We start from the raw sequence: 16,076 nt of genomic DNA, 5'->3' as shown, positions 1-16,076 counted from the left end.
CTGAGCTTCGCATGAACCACTACCGCTCCATCCTCACCATGGCCTGCCTCGCGGCGCTCGCTGCAGCTTCCGGTGCGCAGGGGTTGCGTCCGGGCACCGGCATCACCGACATCATGCGTGCCGGCCCGCGCCTGGCACCGGTACCCGCCCCCGGCGCGGGCGCTGCGGCCCAGCCCGCATCCACGGCGCAGCGCTCGGCCGAATACATCGTTGCGCTGGTCAATTCCGAACCCGTCACCAACACCGAAGTGCAGCTTCGCGTGTCGCGCATCCTCAAGGAGAACCCCGAGGCGGAACGCATGCCGCGCCCCGAGCTGACGCGGCTGGTGCTCGAGCGCCTCATCACCGAGCGCGCCCAGCTGCAACTGGCGAAGGAGGCCGGCATCAAGATCGATGACCTCACGGTCGATCAGGCCGAGCAGACGGTGGCGCGCCAGAATCAGGTCAGCGTTGTCGAACTGCACAACCGTATCGCAGGCGAGGGCATCACACTGGAGGCTTTTCGGCGGGACCTGCGCGACCAGATCGCGCTGACGCGGCTGCGTGACCGAGAGGTCGAGTCCAAGGTCAAGATCAGCGACGTCGAAGTCGACCAGTTCATTCGCGATCAGAGCAAGGGCCCCAACGCCGCCATAGCGCCCAACATCAACATCGCCCAGGTCCTGATCGCGGTGCCCGAGGGCGCCAGCGACGCGCAGGTTGCTCCGTTGCAGCAGCGCGCGCAGGAAGTTGCGCGACGTGCCCGCGCCGGCGAAGACTTCTCCAAGCTCGCGCAGGAATTCTCCAACGCGCCGGACCGTGCCAACGGCGGCGTGCTCGGCATGCGCAGTGCCGATCGCTATCCCTCGCTGTTCGTGGAAGCAACCCAGTCGACTCCGGTCAACGGGATCGTCGGGCCCATCCGTTCGGGCGCGGGCTTTCATGTGCTCAAGCTGCTGGCGAAGGCCCAACCCGGTGCCAGCGACGCGATCGTCACGCAAACGCAGGTGCGCCATATCCTGCTGCGCAACGACCCCAAGCGCACCACCGCGCAAGCCGTGGCGCAGCTCGCCGAGTTCAAGGATCGGCTGCAGAGGGGCACAGCCGATTTTGCGGGCTTGGCCCGGGACAATTCGCAGGATGGGAGCGCCAAGCAAGGTGGCGACCTCGGCTGGTCGAACCCCGGTCAATTCGTGCCTGAGTTCGAAGAGGTCGTGAACCGCCTGGCGCCCGGCGAGATCAGCGACCCGGTGGTTTCACGTTTCGGCGTGCACCTGATTCAGGTCCTGGGCCGCCGCGAAACGAAGCTGAGCCAGGCAGAACAACGCGAAGCCGCGCGCACGGTGCTGCGCGAAAAGAAGATCGAGGAAGCCTTCAGCACCTGGGTGCAGGAAGTGCGGGCACGGGCCTACGTCGAGTACCGCGAGCCCCCGCAATCTTGACGCACACTTACTTCCTCGCGCCCAGGTTGGGCCCATGGTGCTGTGGAGCCTGGAGGTGAGGCATGTTGCGCGCAAGCGTTTCGGGCAGCACTTCCTGTCTGACGCAGGGATCATCGAGGCGATCGTGCGCGAGATCGCGCCCCAGCCGGGCGATGCGATGGTGGAGATCGGCCCCGGACTGGCCGCGCTCACGCAGCCACTGGTCGAGCGCCTGGGACGGCTGACGGTGATCGAACTGGATCGCGATCTGGCCCAGCGCCTGCGCAGCCACCCCCAACTCGACGTGATCGAGTCGGATGTCCTGAAGGTGGATTTCGCTGCCTTGGCCGATAGACTGGTCAAGACCCCGGAGGGCGCATTGCGGGTGGTGGGCAATCTACCCTACAACATCTCGACGCCGATCCTCTTTCATTTGCTGGGTTTTGCGCACCTGATCGCCGACCAGCACTTCATGTTGCAGAAAGAGGTGATCGACCGCATGGTCGCCAAACCGGCCACCTCGGACTACAGCCGTCTGAGTGTGATGCTGCAGTGGCGCTATGCGATGGACAACGTGCTCTTTGTGCCGCCAGAGAGTTTCGAGCCGCCGCCGCGTGTCGACAGCGCGGTGGTTCGCATGGTGCCATTCGCCGCGCCCCCACAAGTCGACGCGGCCAGACTCGGCGAAATCGTCCAGGTCGCCTTCAGCCAACGTCGCAAGCTGCTGCGTCACACCTTGGGCAAGTGGCTGGAGCAACATGCCTTCGCAGGCGCGTTCGACACGCAGCGACGTGCCGAGGAGGTTCCGGTAGCCGAATATGTCGCCCTGACCCAGGCCGTTGCGGCCGCCGCGCCATAAGAAAAGCCCGTCGGCGACGGGCTTTCATTGGCGGGGCACGCCGATGGCGCGCTCAGTCAGGCCGCGGCGAGCCAATACCCGGCATTGAATGGGCTGCTCATCCGCAATGCGAGTGGCGAGACATCGACCAGTTTGTCGGTCGGCATCTTTTCTGCCGACGGGTCGGCATTCTGGAGTTCAATTCCGGTGGCCGGAGCGGTACCCGGTTGCTGAGCCTCGTTCGCCCGTTCTGCTTGGCTGGTGTGTGCAGAACGGGCTACAGAAAAGAATAGAAGCACCTGAACGGTATCTTCCGGTCTCCCCAGTAGTCGGAGGCGTCACGGAAGATATCGAGCAATTGCTCGCGCGCTTCCTTGTCGAACTTCGCATTGGCTGGAATCTGCTCGAGCACGATCACGAATCCCGGCTGCGGGCCCGATTTATGCAACGGGTCCGTCATGCAGTCGTACAGCGCGTCGAAATTCTTCCCGAAGTGTTGGGGAAAGGTGAATTGCTGGGCAATCAGGTCAAGCACGTCCTGCTTCGTCTGGGCGCTGCTCAGATTCGCATAAAGGAAGTGCTGTCCCGCCGCATGCGCCGCTTCCTGCAGATCGTTCACGCGGAAAGCGCGAATCGATTGCACGATGTTCGGTCGCACGCCACGAAGGGATAAAGTCATCTCCGCTGGTCTTTCCATGGTTGTCGTCATCATTTCTTCGGGGCGCCTTGGCGCGCCGTTCCAATCCAATTCATTGCTCATGGCACGATCCGCCGGAAGCTTGCGTAATGGTCTGCCGTATACCAGCACGCCATCGGCGGCGCTGCTCGCTCGCCGCCGCACACCATGCGTCGTGCACCACGATCGCGCGAGCCGGGCGTCTCGACCGTGTACTCTCGGTAGTGGCCCCGTCGTTCCTGCGGCAACAGGCGTTCGCGATTGCCGAACACCGAACCGTCTTTTTCATGCCGGAAAGGGCCGCCGTTCAAAATGGCCCCATAGGTGCGTTGGCCCTGCACCGGTAATTCGGCCAGCGCAATCGAATCCTGTGCCGGCTTGTCGGCGCGGGTGCCGGTCCATTCGCGAGCCTGAACTCCAGCAGTCAATGCCACCAGCATCAGGCCAGTGAGCGCAAACTTGGAAACAGGGGACGTGATCGAGGCGTAAGCCGCCATGGGGCACCAAAAGGAAAAGAGCGAGAGCCGAACCAGCGAATCAACCTTGGGGTTAACCCGCAAATTCAAGCCCGCAAGTGTGCACCAGGGGCGCCCAAATAGCAAGCGCCTGCTCAAAGATTGAGCAGGCGCCGGGGTCGCGTGAGCGATTTTGAAGTTAGCGACCGCTGTCGCGCATGCCGCTAGCGCTCGGCGTTCGCATCAGCCACCGTGAGGGCTGACATATTCACGATCCGGCGGACCGTCGCGCTCGCGGTAAGGATATGCACAGGTTTGGCCGCGCCGAGCAGAACCGGGCCGATCGCGATGTTGCCGCCCGCCGCCGTCTTGAGCAGGTTGTACGAAATATTGGCCGCGTCAATGTTCGGGAAGACCAGCAGATTGGCGTTGCCGGCCAGTGCGCTGTGCGGCATGACGGCCGCCCGTTGCTTGCCGTCGAGAGCGACGTCGCCGTGCATTTCCCCGTCGACTTCCAGCCAGGGCGCCTGGACGCGCAGCAATTCCAGCGTCCGGCGCATCTTGATCGCGCTCGGCTGGTTGCTGCTGCCGAAATTGGAGTGCGACAACAGCGCTGCCTTGGGCTTGATGCCGAAGCGCATCATTTCCTCGGCCGCCATCGTGGTGATTTCGGTCAGTTCCTCCGGCGTCGGGTCGTAATTGACGTGCGTGTCGACCAAGAATACCTGCCGATCCGGCAGCAGCAGACCGTTCATGCAGGCATAGATCGGCAGGTCCTGCGGCGTGCTGGGGCAGCCTCCGGCCCGTTTGCCGATCACCTGGTCGATGTAGTGCAGATGCATCGCAGTCGTGCCCCAGGTGCCGCAGATCATGCCGTCCACGTCGCCTTTGTGCAGGAGCATGGAGCCGATCAGGGTGAGGCGGCGGCGCATCTCGATCTTGGCCGTCTGCACCGTCGTGCCCTTGCGCTCGGTCATGCGGTGGTACGTCTGCCAGAAGTCGCGGTAGCGATGGTCCTGCTCGACGTTGACCACGTCGTAATCGAGCTCCTCCTTCAGCCGGAGGCCGAACTTCTCGATGCGCTGCGCAATGATCGCGGGCCGGCCGATGAGGGTGGGCCGGGCAATGCCTTCGTCCACCACGATCTGCGCGGCCCGAAGCACGCGTTCTTCCTCGCCCTCGCAGTAGGCGACCCGCTTCCTTGGCGCGCGCTTGGCGGCGTCGAAGATCGGCTTCATGGTGGTGCCGGAGGCGTAGACGAAGCTCTGCAGCTTGTCGCGATAGGCGTCCAGATCCGCGATCGGCCGCAGCGCCACGCCGCTTGCCGCGGCGGCCTGCGCCACAGCCGGCGCGATCTTCATCATCAGTCGCGGATCGAAGGGCTTTGGAATCAGGTACTCGGGCCCGAAGGTCAGCTTCTCGCCGACATAGGCTGCCGCCACGACTTCGCTCTGCTCGGCCTGTGCGAGCTCCGCGATGGCGTGCACCGCAGCCACTTCCATCTCGTCGGTGATGGTGGTGGCGCCACAGTCCAGCGCGCCGCGGAAGATATACGGGAAGCACAGGACGTTGTTGACCTGGTTCGGGTAGTCCGTGCGGCCCGTCGCCATGACGACATCGCTGCGCACCGAGTGCGCCTCTTCCGGCGTGATTTCCGGATTGGGGTTGGCCAGCGCGAAGATGACCGGATTGGATGCCATCCTCGCCACCATGGCCGGCTTGAGCACCCCGCCGGCGGACAGGCCGAGAAACACGTCGGCGCCTTCCATCACCTCGGCCAGCGAGCGGGCCGAGGTCTTCTGCATGTACTGCCGCTTGTCATCATCCATCAGTTCGGTGCGGCCCTCATAGACGACACCGGCCAGGTCGGTCACGAACACGTTCTCGCGCTTCAGTCCGAGCTTGAGCATCAGGTTGAGGCAGGCCAGCGCCGCGGCACCCGCGCCGGACGTCACCAGCTTGACCTTCGCGATGTCCTTGCCGACCACCTTCAGGCCGTTGAGCATCGCCGCGGCCACGGTGATGGCTGTGCCGTGCTGGTCATCATGGAAGACCGGGATCTTCATCCGCTTGCGCAGCTCGCGCTCGACGTAGAAGCAGTCGGGTGCCTTGATGTCTTCCAGGTTGATGGCGCCGAAAGTCGGCTCCAGCGCAGCGATGACCTCGACCAGGCGTGCCGGGTCCTTCTCGTCGATCTCGATGTCGAAAACGTCGACACCGGCGAATTTCTTGAACAGAACGCCCTTGCCTTCCATGACCGGCTTGGCCGCCAGCGGTCCGATGTCGCCCAGGCCCAGCACGGCAGTGCCGTTGGTGATGACCGCCACGAGATTGCCGCGCGCGGTGTACTTGAAGGCGTTGACCGGATCCTTGACGATTTCCTCGCAGGGCGCGGCGACGCCAGGCGAATAGGCGAGCGCCAGGTCGCGCTGATTGATCATCTGCTTGGTCGCCGCGATCGCGATCTTGCCCGGGACCGGATGCTCGTGATATTCGAGGGCCGCGCGGCGCAACTCGGCGCGCTTGTCCTCGGGCGTGGGGATCGTGGAAGTCGAATCGGACATTGGACCTTTGCTCCTGCAACGCTTCTTATAAGGGGCGCCGATTGTAGACCTCGGGCCGCAAGAGGGACGCTCCAGCCTTCCAGCCCTGGGCCCGGTAAAAAGCACGCCGAGTGTCAATATGACGCGGCAATTGCATGGCAATATGCCCTGCTCAGAAAATACCTGAAACGAGGAGCGACCATGGCGCTGATGGATTTCATCAAGAAGCAGTTCATCGACATCATCCAGTGGACCGAGACCGGCGACGGCACACTGGCATGGCGCTTCCCGATGGCGGACATGGAAATCCAGAACGGCGCCTCGCTCACGGTGCGCGAATCGCAGGTCGCGGTGTTCGTGAACGAAGGCAAGGTTGCCGACGTCTTCGGCCCCGGCCTGTACAAGCTCACGACGCAGACGCTGCCCGTGCTCACCTACCTCAAGAACTGGGACAAGCTCTTCGAGTCCCCGTTCAAGAGCGACGTCTACTTCTTCAGCACGCGTCAGCAGGTCGACCAGAAATGGGGCACGCCGCAGCCCATCACGATCCGCGACAAGGACTTCGGTGCCGTGCGCCTGCGCGCTTTCGGCAACTACAGCTTCCGCATCGGTGACCCCCGGCGCTTCCACACCGAGATCTCGGGCACGCGCGAGGTCTACACCGTGGCCGACCTCGACGGCCAGTTGCGCGGCCTCGTCCTGCAGAACATCAGCAACGCCATCGCATCGAGCGGCGTGCCCTTCCTCGATCTCGCGGCCAACCAGATCCAGTTCGCGCAGGCGCTCGCGACCCAGCTCGTGCCCGAGTTCGAGAAGATCGGCATCAAGCTCGAGAACCTCACGGTGCAGAACGTCTCCCTGCCCGAAGAGCTCCAGAAGATCCTCGACCAGAAGATCGGCATGGGCATGGTCGGCAACGACATGGGCAAGTTCATGCAATACCAGACCGCGCAGGCCATTCCCAGGTTCGCCGAGGGGGCTGGCGGCGGCGGCATCGCGGGGGACGCCATGGGCCTCGGTGCGGGCGTGGCGCTCGGCCAGGTGCTGGCGCAGAACCTCTCTCAGGGCCTGAGCCAGGGCAACCCGGCCGGGGCCGGCGCCCCCGCGTCCCAGCAGCCGGCGGCAGCCGTCGTCAGCCCCGCCGACGTGATGAGCACACTCGAGAAGCTCGGCGAGCTCAAGACAAAGGGCATCCTCACGCAGGAAGAATTCGACGCCAAGAAGGCGGACTTGCTGAAGAAGCTGGTCTGAGCCCCCGCGCCTGCGCCGAACCCGCCGGAGTCTCTTCGACGGGTTCTTGCCGGGCGCACCTTGCCGTCGCATTTCGTGGCCACCGATTCCCCCCAACAGCGCTACTACCGCGCGCCCTGCCCCGGCTGCGGCGCGCCGGTCGAATTCCGCTCGGCGCAATCGACCCATGCGGTCTGCCCCTATTGCCAAAGCACCGTCGTGCGCCAGGGCGACACGCTGGCGCGCATCGGCAAGATGGCGGAACTCTTCGACGACTTCAGCCCGCTGCAGCTGTTCGCCGCGGGCCGCATCGAGAACAAGCCCTTCACTCTCGTCGGGCGCCTGCAGTACAGCTATGACGGCGGCCGCTGGACCGAGTGGATTGCGGCCCTCGATGGCGAGCGCACGGGGGTCCTGAGCGAGGACAACGGCTCCTTTGTCTTCGCGCTGCCCTTCGAGCTGCAGCGCGCCGCGCCACCCGCCGCCGAACTGCGCGTCGGTGCCACCGTCCCCTTCAACGGGCAGAACTACACGGTGGCATCGAACGAGCAGGTCTCGCTCGTCTCGGCGCAAGGCGAGTTGCCGCGGCTGCCCGAACTCGGCCGGCCCTTTCCCGTCGTCGAGTTGCGCAACGACCAGGGCCTGGTGCTCAGCCTCGAATATGACACCCAGCCCCCCGGGGCTTACCTCGGCCGCGCGGTGCAGCTCGAAGACCTGCAACTCGCCGGCTTGCGCGACGAATCGGCCAGGGACGAGAAAGGCCGCAGCTTCAACTGCCCCAACTGCGGCGCGCCTGTCACCGTCAACCTCGCCGACAGCAAGAGCATCACCTGCAGGTCCTGCAACAGCATCATCGATCTCTCGCAGGGCATCGGCGGCGAGCTCCGGCACGCCGCGCAGGACGAGCCGGTCCAGCCGCTGATCGCGATCGGGTCCCTGGGCCAGCTCCAGGGCACCCAGTGGCAGGTGGTCGGCTTCCAGCACCGCATGGGCGCGGCGCCCGGCGACCACGAGCAATTCGGCTGGAACGAATACCTGCTCTACAACAAGAAGCGGGGCTTCAGCTTTCTCGTCGATGCGGAAGACGGCTGGAGCATGGTCAAGCCCACCACTGGCGCGCCGACCATGGCCGAGAGCGGTGCCAGGGCGACCTACCTCGGCAAGACCTACCAGCAACAGTACGCGTACAACGCCGAGACGACCTACGTTGCGGGCGAGTTCTACTGGAAAGTCGAGCGCGGGCAGAAGACCTTCAACCGCGACTTCGCCAACGGCGCGGCGCTGCTGTCCACGGAACGCTCCGCCAACGAACTGACCTGGTCGTCCGGGAGCAGGATCGACAGCGCGGCGGTCGCCGCCGCCTTCAAGCTCGACGGCAAGAAAGACATGTTCAAGCGCGGCGATGCGCTGCCGCTGAGCGCCGCCTCCAGCCTCGGCTGCGGCACGATCATCCTGATCGTGGTGGTGATCATCATCCTGCTGATCATCCTGAGCACCTGCAGCGGCGGTTCCGGCGCTTCGCGCAATTCCGGCGGTTCGTACGGCGGCTATTCGAGCGGCGGTGGCCACAAGTGATCTATGCAACGACTTTGACAGGAGGCTCTCATGATGGGAATTGAATGGCTGCGGCCCGCCGCGCTCTTGGGCTCGATCCTCTACGCCGTCATCGGCGTATTGGTGTTCTGGATCGCCTTCGTCATCCTCGACAAGCTCACGCCCTACGACCTCTGGCAGGAGATCGTCGAGAAGCAGAACGTCGCGCTCGGCCTGGTCGTCGCGGCGATGAGCCTGGGCATCTGCCTCATCGTGGCCGCAGCCATCCATTGAGCCACCCGCCCATGCCCGCGCGCGCCGCCGCAGGGAGCGGCCCGCAGCCCGTTGAGATCGCGCTCCTGGCCAGCGTGTTCGTGGTCGCGGCCTGCGGCCTGGTCTACGAGTTGAGCGCGGCCGCGCTGAGTTCCTACCTGCTCGGCGATTCGGTGCTGCAGTTCAGCACCATCATCGGCACCTACCTGTTCGCGATGGGCGTGGGTTCCTGGCTCTCGCGCTACTTCGAGCGCCAACTGCCGGCGCACTTCCTGCGCATCGAATTGATGGTGGCCCTGGTCGGCGGCGGCTTGCCGGCCCTTCTCTTCATCACCAACGCCTACCTCCCGGGCGCATTCCGCCTGCTGCTCTACGGGCTGGTCATGGCGGTCGGCACGCTGGTCGGACTCGAGATCCCGCTCGTGATGCGCATCCTGCGGCGCAACGTGGCACTCAAGGACCTGGTGTCCCAGGTGCTGACCTTCGACTACCTCGGCGCGCTCGCGGTGTCGATCGCGTTCCCGCTGCTGCTGGTGCCGCAGCTCGGCATGATCCGCACCGGCCTCCTGTTCGGACTCATGAACGCGGCCGTGGCCGTGTGGGCGCTCTTCCTGTTCCGGCACGAGCTGCGCCGCGTCGGCGCGCATGCGCTGGCGTGCGCGCTGGCGCTGGCGGCGCTGGCCGGCGCCTTCGTGTTCGCGCAGCGCATCACGACCATCGCCGAAGACAAGTTCTACCAGGACCCCATCGTGTTCAGTGCCACCTCGCCCTACCAGCGCATCGTGGTCACGCGCGGCAGCAATGCCGGGCACCGGCTGTTCCTCAACGGCAACCTGCAATTCGCCGAGCGCGACGAGTACCGCTACCACGAGGCGCTGGTCCATCCCGTGATGTCGGCGCACGGCGCGCCGAAGAAGGTGGCCGTGCTCGGCGGCGGCGACGGCATGGCGGTGCGCGAGATCCTCAAATACCCGTCCGTCGAGAGCGTCACGCTGGTCGAGCTCGATCCCAACATGACCCGTCTCTTCACCGAACACGAGACGCTGGCGGCGCTGAACGGCGGTTCGCTTAAGTCGCCGAAGGTGCACATCGTCAACACCGACGCCTTCCAGTGGCTGCAGCAGCCGGGCGACATCTACGACGTCATCGTGGTCGACTTTCCCGACCCGACCAACTTCGCGATCGGCAAGCTCTACACCAACTCGTTCTATGCGCTGCTCGAAAAACGGCTGTCGGCCAGTGGCTATGCCGTGATCCAGACCACTTCGCCCCTGGTCGCGCGCCAGAGCTTCTGGACCGTTGCCACGACCATCGAATCGGTCGGCCTGCTCGCCACGCCCTACCACGCACATGTGCCGAGCTTCGGCGAATGGGGCTACATCATCGCGAGCCGCAGGCCCTACCGCCTTCCCGACACGCTGCCCAAGGGCCTGCGGTTCCTCACGGTGCCGAGCCTGCCGCTGCTGTTCGACTTTCCGCTCGACATGGCGCGCGTGCCGGCTGAAGTGAACCGGCTGTCCAATCAGACGCTGGTCACCACCTACGAACGCGAATGGGGCAAGGTCGCCGCGCATTGAACATGAAGCGACGAGAACTTCTGGGCGCCGCGGCCGGCTCGGCAACGCTGGCGGCCCTCGCGGCCTGCCAGGCGCCGCGCAGCATCGAGGGCGGCTTCAGCGGCATCGACGTCGCGCGCGGGCACGCGCTGCGCGATGGGACCCTGCAATCCAGCGCGCCCGCCACCACGCGCCGCACACGCGTGGTCATCGCGGGCGGTGGTGTGGCTGGCCTTGCGGCGGCGCGCGCCTTGCGCCTGGCCGGCATCGACGACTTCGTCATGCTCGAACTCGAGGACAGCGCCGGCGGCAACAGCCGTGGAGACCAGATCGCCGGCATCGGCTGTCCGCTCGGTGCGCACTACCTGCCGGTGCCGGGCGACGGGGCGCATGAAGTCCAGGACCTGCTCGAGGAGCTGGGCCTGCGCCGCCGCGTGGCCGGGCGCTGGGAATACGACGAGTTCCATCTCTGCCACAGCCCGCAGGAGCGCCTGTTCTTTCGTGGCGCCTGGCAGGAAGGACTGCTCCCCATGCAGGGCGTCGATGAAGCCACGCTCGCGCAATACCGTCTCTTCTCGCTGCGGGTGACGGCACTGCAGCGGGAGGCGCGGTTCTCGATCCCCACCCTGCGCGTGCGGCCCGCGCCGGCGCTGCTGGCGCTGGACGCCGTTTCCTTCGCCGTCTGGCTCGATCGCGAGGGCTTGACCGACCCGCATCTGCGCTGGTACCTCGATTACTGCTGCCGCGACGATTACGGCGCGGGCGTCACCCACGTCTCGGCCTGGGGCGGCATCCATTACTTCGCCAGCCGGCACGGCTTCCACGCCCCCGGGGACGACGACGCCGAGCGCGACGCGGTCCTGACCTGGCCCGAAGGCAACGCCTGGCTCGCACGCCGGCTGGCCGCCCCGCTGGGCGATCGCCTGAAAACCGGCCAGGCCGTGACGCGCATTGCCGATGCGCGCGCGGGGGTCGAGGTTGATGCCTTCGACGTCGCGACTCGGACGCGCGTGCGCTGGCAGGCCGAACGCTGCATCGTTGCGTTGCCGGTATTCATCGCCGCGCGTGTGGTGGAGAACCCGCCGGACATCCTGCGCGAGGCCGCCGCCCATCTCGCTTACGCGCCCTGGCTCGTCGCCAACGTCCATGTGCGCGCGCCGCTGGCCGACCGGCCCGGCGCGGCGCCGAGCTGGGACAACGTGATCTACGGCACGCGCGGACTGGGCTATGTCGATGCCGGCCACCAGACGCTCGACCCCACACCGCGCGCCACCGTGCTGAGCTGGTACCGCCCGCTCGGCCCCAGCGCCTACGACGGGCCGGACAGCCGTCGCCTGCTGCTCGATCGCCCGTGGGCTGCCTGGCGTGACGATCTGCTGGCGGAGCTCTCGGTGCCGCATCCTGACATCCACGATCTCGCCACGCGGATCCACATCACGCGCTACGGCCACGCCATGGCGATCCCCGTCCCCGGCCTCCTCGGCCGGCTCGGCGCGCGGGAGCGGGTGGTCGCCGGGCGCCTGGCATTCGCGCACAGCGACTGGTCGGGCTATTCGATCTTCGAGGAAGCGTTCACCCGCGGGCACCTGGCCGCGGACGGCAAGGCCTGAATTCCTGCAAGTACCCGCGTTGACGTGATTTCGCCGGGTGGCGCAAAATGCGCCAATCAGGAGCCCAACCATGTCCACGGCCACATCCTCGTTCGCCTCTGTCAAGCTTCCCGCAACGCTGGTCGACAAGGCCCGCGATGCCGCGCAACCCATGCGCCGATCGGTCGCGAGCCAGATCGAGTACTGGGCCACCCTGGGCCGCGCGCTCGAGCATGCGGGCCTTTCCACGCAGGACAGCCAGGCGCTGATCGCGCGCGAAGAGTCGGCCAGCTCCGCCATCACGCCCGACGCACAGACGCCCCTCTCGGCCGAACTGGGCGCCCTGCACGGACACGTACTTGCACTGGCGCAGTCCGGTGCGTTGGCGGAGCGTGCCAGGAACGCGGTCGCCGAGAACCGCGCCAAGGCCGCGCCTCGGCCACGTGGCCGCAAGACAGCCTGAGCCGACAGGGCGACTGCTCGCGCCTCACCGGATGCCGGTCTTCCATCTGATCGCCGGTCCCAACGGGGCCGGCAAATCAACGCTCTACCGCTACCTTGTCCAGCCGCGCTATCCGCAGCTGTCGTTCATCAATGCGGACCTGCACGAGCGCGAGCAGCTTGCCCATATCAGCGATCCGACGCAGCGTTCCGAGGCAGCCAGGGCGTGGGCCGACGCGCAGCGTGACGCCCGCCTGCGCGCCGGACAGTCCTTCGTGAGCGAAACCGTGTTCTCCCACCCCTCCAAGCTGCAACTCATTGCCGACGCACGCGCGCGCGGCTTCGAGGTGGCGCTGTATGTCGTGTGCCTGGACGAGCCGCGCCGGCTTCTGGAGCGCGTGCGGCAGCGCGTCCAGGAGGGCGGCCACGGCGTTCCCGCCAACAAGATCCTGGAGCGCTATCCACGCACGGTCGAGAACCTGCGCCAAGCCGTACGGCAGGTGCAGCTGGCAATGCTGTTCGACGCAGCGGATACCCGCGCCGGCGGTCCGCAGCTCGTGGCTTCGGTCGTCGCCGGGCAGATCCAGCCGCATGGCGCGTGGCTGCCGGCCTGGGCACGCAAGGTCCTGGACGCCGGCGGCCCGACCTGAAGGCCGAACCCTCCGCGCCCGCATCAACCGCGCATCAGGGCCTCGATCTCATCGCCCTTGACAGGCACACCGCGCGAGATCAGCTCGCACCCGGACTCGGTGACGATCGCGTCGTCTTCGATGCGGATGCCGATGTTGTGAAACTGCTCCGGCACGCCCACCCCCGGCCGCACGTAGATGCCCGGCTCGATGGTCAGCACCATGCCCGGATGCAGGATCCGGCTCGGCCGGTTCTTGATGAGCTCGTTGGAGAGCGGATCCTTGCGCTCGCTGATCTCGCCCACCTGCGTCGGCTCGACATAGCTCCCGCAGTCATGCACATCCATCCCCAGCCAGTGGCCGGTTCGATGCATATAGAAAGGGAAGTACGCGCGCTTCTCGATCACGTCGTCGACGCTGCCCACCTTGTTCGCGTCGAGCAGCCCCAGGTCCAGCATGCCTTGCGACAGGACCTTCACGGTGGCCTCATGCGGGTCGTTGAAGCGTTGGCCGGCCCGGGTGACTGCGATCGCCGCATCCTGGCTGGCCAGCACCAAGTCGTAGAGCGCCCGCTGCGGTCCGCTGAACCGGCCGTTGGCGGGGAAAGTCCGCGTGATGTCGCTGGCATAGCCGTCCAGCTCGCAGCCGGCGTCGATCAGCACCAGTTCGCCGTCGCGCACCGGCGCCACGTCGGCCCGGTAGTGCAGCACGCAGGCATTCGCGCCAGCCGCGACGATCGAGCTGTAAGCCGGGTACTGCGAACCGCCAAGGCGAAACTCATGCAGCAGCTCGGCGTCGAGGTGGTACTCGCGCACATCCTTGCCCTCCCGCAGCATCCGTGCGGAGGTCTGCATCGCTCGGATGTGCGCCCGGGCGCTGATCTGTCCCGCTCGGCGCATCACGTCCTGCTCGTAGGCATCCTTTACCAGGCGCATCTCGTCGAGCGGCCCGCACAGGTCGCGCTGCTCCTCCGGGCAGAGCGCGCCGTAGCGCACCCGTGACCGCACGGTCGAGAGCCAGTCGTCGATGCGGGATTCCAGGCCCTTGTGCGTCGCGAAGGGATACCAGACGGTCGACTTGTTCTCCAGCAGCCTGGGCAACCGGGCATCCAGCTCGTTGACCGAGAAGGCCTCATCCACACCCAGGGCCGCAGGCGCCGCCTGCGGGCCCAGCCGGAAGCCGTCCCAGATCTCGCGTTCCAAGTCCTTGGGCGCACAGAACAGCGTCGAACGGCCATCTCCGCCTAGCACCAACCATGCGTTCGGCTCACCAAAACCGGTCAGATAGTAAAAATAACTGTCGTGTCGATACAAAAAGTCACTATCTCTGTTGCGCTGGCGCTCCAGTGCGGTTGGAATGACGGCAATTCCGTCGGGGCCCAAAAGAGCGGAAAGACGTTCGCGGCGTGAGGTTTGATGATTTGCGGTCATAACGTGACTATGCAATACGCGTGTAACACCGGTACAGGGAGGGTGAAACACACGACGAAAAGATTTGCAAGAAGAGTTGCTCTGTAGGACCCATCCCACTTACAAACCCACATCTTTGTCAATTTGGAGGTGTTTTCGTTGAAAGTTCTACATAAAAGCGCGCTTCTGCTTGCTCTTGCAACCGGCGCGTTGGCAGGTTGCGGAGGTGGCGGAGGAGGAGGAACCGGCAGCGGCGGTGGTTTCGCGGGCCTGGGCACCACTGCAGCCGCAACGACGACGGCCGCTGCGGGCTCGACCCAACCTGCCCAGGCGAACGACATCGTCGACGCCTCCCTTGCCGTTGTCGGAACTTCCTATCGGAGCACGGCCGCGACGCTCAGCAAGGACAGCGGCGTCGACTATCGCTACGGACCCAGTGCCGCAGCTTACGGTGTGGCCGACGCGGGTTTGCCGACCCTGTTCAAGCGCGCCGACACCCAGCTCGGTGGCGCGGCCCCGGCGTACCAGTTCTATTGGCAGGTCGGCGGCCCGGCCAGCGGCACAGCCGGCTCCTACTCCACCAACCAGGCCAATGCCCTGTTCGTTGCCGACAACCCGGCGGCGGCCATCGGCGGTATCGGCGTCACCGATTTCCAGGTGACCGGCTACATGTACAACACCTTCGCGCAGTCGCCCCAGCTCAGCTGGACCATGACCGCGGCGACCGGCGGTGGTCTCGACAGCGCCAATGTGATGGACTACAAGAAGGCCGGCACGGTCGGCAGCGACCCGGTGGCGACGGCGCGCTGCGCCGGTCGTCCGGGCTTCTGCGGCCAGGGACTGGTTGCCTTCCAGAACGGCATCATCGGCACCGTCGGCACCAACACGGCAGGCAACCGCACCACCGTGCAACTGGCCGCCAACAAGGTCCCCACCGGCATCGCCATGACCAACGACAGCGAGTTCGCGCTYGTCACGGTCTGGGACACCTCCACGCTCAAGGGCCAGGTGGCGGTGATCGCGCTGGCCGGCCTGTGCGACGGCTGCAGCCCRTACAGCAGCACCAGCCCCCGCGCGTACTACGACTGGTGGCATGAGTGGATGGCGCCGTAYCCCGGCCTGCCGAACATGGGCAACATCGCCTTCATGAAGATCCTCGGCTACGTCGACCTGCCCGGCATGTCGGCACCCACCGATATCGCCGTGACCACCGGCATGGACCAGTTCCACACCATCCAGGTGGGCGGCAACTTCATCGGCCTCGATAACACGCCGCTGAGCGCCAACTGGCAGAAGTTCACCAGCTCGGGCGCCAACTACAACATGTACGCCAAGGGCGGCGTGGCGGTGGTGAGCTCCAAGTCGGAGCAGAAGGTGGCCTTCGTCGACCTGAAGCCGCTGTTCAGCTACATCAACAGCGTCTACTTCAGCTCGAACGTGGGTGCGGTGAGCAACCTGGGCCAGGCCGACAGCCAGTGGCCATACAGCTTCACGCAGCAGCCTT

The 16,076-nt window shown here is 65.9% G+C and carries 13 protein-coding genes and 1 pseudogene; 10 read left to right on the top strand and 4 right to left on the bottom strand.

Going from position 1 to position 16,076, the window contains the following annotated elements; all coding sequences use genetic code 11:
* Positions 1 to 11 precede the first annotated feature (11 nt).
* Both AC1DNF_RS31570 and rsmA read left to right on the top strand, forming a co-directional pair.
* Positions 12 to 1,421 (top strand): peptidylprolyl isomerase, encoded by a 1,410-nt coding sequence (locus tag AC1DNF_RS31570; protein ID WP_478152601.1) that lies wholly within the window; start codon positions 12 to 14, stop codon positions 1,419 to 1,421.
* A 55-nt stretch (positions 1,422 to 1,476) separates the two neighbouring features.
* Positions 1,477 to 2,259 (top strand): 16S rRNA (adenine(1518)-N(6)/adenine(1519)-N(6))-dimethyltransferase RsmA, encoded by a 783-nt coding sequence (rsmA, locus tag AC1DNF_RS31565; protein WP_478152617.1) that lies wholly within the window; start codon positions 1,477 to 1,479, stop codon positions 2,257 to 2,259.
* Positions 2,260 to 2,515: 256 nt separating this feature from the next.
* Here the strand turns inward: rsmA and AC1DNF_RS31560 are convergent, their stop codons facing one another.
* The 3 genes from AC1DNF_RS31560 to AC1DNF_RS31550 all read right to left on the bottom strand — a co-directional run bounded on the left by AC1DNF_RS31560 (position 2,516) and on the right by AC1DNF_RS31550 (position 5,933).
* On the bottom strand, positions 2,516 to 2,947 hold the full coding sequence (locus AC1DNF_RS31560) for a barstar family protein (RefSeq protein WP_478152616.1): 432 nt from the start codon (positions 2,945 to 2,947) through the stop codon (positions 2,516 to 2,518).
* Between the two features lie 47 nt (positions 2,948 to 2,994).
* On the bottom strand, positions 2,995 to 3,411 hold the full coding sequence (locus AC1DNF_RS31555) for a guanyl-specific ribonuclease (RefSeq protein WP_478152600.1): 417 nt from the start codon (positions 3,409 to 3,411) through the stop codon (positions 2,995 to 2,997).
* A gap of 182 nt (positions 3,412 to 3,593) precedes the next feature.
* Positions 3,594 to 5,933, bottom strand: a complete 2,340-nt coding sequence (locus AC1DNF_RS31550) for an NADP-dependent malic enzyme (RefSeq protein ID WP_478152599.1) — start codon at positions 5,931 to 5,933, stop codon at positions 3,594 to 3,596.
* Positions 5,934 to 6,113: 180 nt separating this feature from the next.
* Between AC1DNF_RS31550 and AC1DNF_RS31545 the strand changes: the two genes are divergently transcribed.
* The 7 genes from AC1DNF_RS31545 (at position 6,114) to AC1DNF_RS31515 (ending at position 13,184) form a co-directional block, all read left to right on the top strand.
* Positions 6,114 to 7,163 (top strand): SPFH domain-containing protein, encoded by a 1,050-nt coding sequence (locus tag AC1DNF_RS31545; RefSeq protein ID WP_478152598.1) that lies wholly within the window; start codon positions 6,114 to 6,116, stop codon positions 7,161 to 7,163.
* Positions 7,164 to 7,238: 75 nt separating this feature from the next.
* Positions 7,239 to 8,717, top strand: a complete 1,479-nt coding sequence (locus AC1DNF_RS31540) for a DUF4178 domain-containing protein (protein ID WP_478152597.1) — start codon at positions 7,239 to 7,241, stop codon at positions 8,715 to 8,717.
* Between the two features lie 33 nt (positions 8,718 to 8,750).
* Positions 8,751 to 8,969 (top strand): DUF350 domain-containing protein, encoded by a 219-nt coding sequence (locus tag AC1DNF_RS31535; RefSeq protein ID WP_478152615.1) that lies wholly within the window; start codon positions 8,751 to 8,753, stop codon positions 8,967 to 8,969.
* Positions 8,970 to 8,980: 11 nt separating this feature from the next.
* Positions 8,981 to 10,525: a polyamine aminopropyltransferase gene (locus tag AC1DNF_RS31530; protein ID WP_478152596.1), complete on the top strand. Its 1,545-nt coding sequence runs from the start codon at positions 8,981 to 8,983 to the stop codon at positions 10,523 to 10,525.
* A 2-nt stretch (positions 10,526 to 10,527) separates the two neighbouring features.
* The gene (locus tag AC1DNF_RS31525; protein WP_478152595.1) at positions 10,528 to 12,114 is read left to right on the top strand and encodes an FAD-dependent oxidoreductase; all 1,587 of its coding nucleotides are present in this window, start codon (positions 10,528 to 10,530) and stop codon (positions 12,112 to 12,114) included.
* 70 nt (positions 12,115 to 12,184) lie between these two features.
* Positions 12,185 to 12,556, top strand: a complete 372-nt coding sequence (locus tag AC1DNF_RS31520; protein WP_478152594.1) for a TA system antitoxin ParD family protein — start codon at positions 12,185 to 12,187, stop codon at positions 12,554 to 12,556.
* A gap of 31 nt (positions 12,557 to 12,587) precedes the next feature.
* On the top strand, positions 12,588 to 13,184 hold the full coding sequence (locus AC1DNF_RS31515) for an ATPase (RefSeq protein WP_478152593.1): 597 nt from the start codon (positions 12,588 to 12,590) through the stop codon (positions 13,182 to 13,184).
* A 23-nt stretch (positions 13,185 to 13,207) separates the two neighbouring features.
* Here AC1DNF_RS31515 and AC1DNF_RS31510 read toward each other — a convergent pair whose 3' ends face one another.
* Positions 13,208 to 14,593 carry an aminopeptidase P N-terminal domain-containing protein gene (locus AC1DNF_RS31510; RefSeq protein ID WP_478152592.1) on the bottom strand — a complete coding sequence of 462 codons (1,386 nt, stop codon included), beginning with the start codon at positions 14,591 to 14,593 and terminating at the stop codon, positions 13,208 to 13,210.
* Positions 14,594 to 14,731: 138 nt separating this feature from the next.
* Here AC1DNF_RS31510 and AC1DNF_RS31505 point away from each other — a divergent pair.
* Positions 14,732 to 16,076 (top strand): annotated as a pseudogene (locus AC1DNF_RS31505) (hypothetical protein); the annotation flags it as partial.

This window comes from Variovorax sp. 01T432 (assembly GCF_056398605.1).
This window is presented reverse-complemented; position numbering and strand designations above follow the sequence as displayed.